Below are 357 nucleotides of genomic sequence, written 5' to 3' on the forward strand. Positions count from 1 at the left end.
GACACCAATGCTGCGATTTGCGGTGCCCTGCTGGGTGCGGTCCATGGTCATGGCGCCATTCCGGCGCAATGGGAGACGAAAATCCTCACCTGTCGGCCGGAAAAGGGCAGGCCCAATGTCCTGCGCCCGCGGCCATCCATCTACTGGCCGGTCGACGCGCTCGACCTGGCCGAGACCCTGCTCGAAGATTGACCGGCGACCGCATGACCCATCTCACGATCCTCATTCTCGGCGGCTATGGCATCTTCGGCGGCCGTCTCGCCGATCTGCTTGCCGATGATCCACGGCTGACGCTGATTATCGCCGGTCGCTCGCTCGACAAGGCGCGGGCTTTTTGCCAGGGACGGACCGCTACGG

1 protein-coding gene is annotated in these 357 nt (G+C 64.4%); it reads left to right on the forward strand.

Features of this window, described 5'->3' with window-relative positions; all coding sequences use genetic code 11:
* On the forward strand, positions 1-192 hold a 192-nt coding region (locus AC1D0P_RS32545; RefSeq protein WP_477680491.1), incomplete at its 5' end, for a hypothetical protein.
* Between the last annotated feature and the right edge of the window lie 165 nt (positions 193-357).

Source organism: Polaromonas sp. P1_G2 (genome assembly GCF_056405515.1).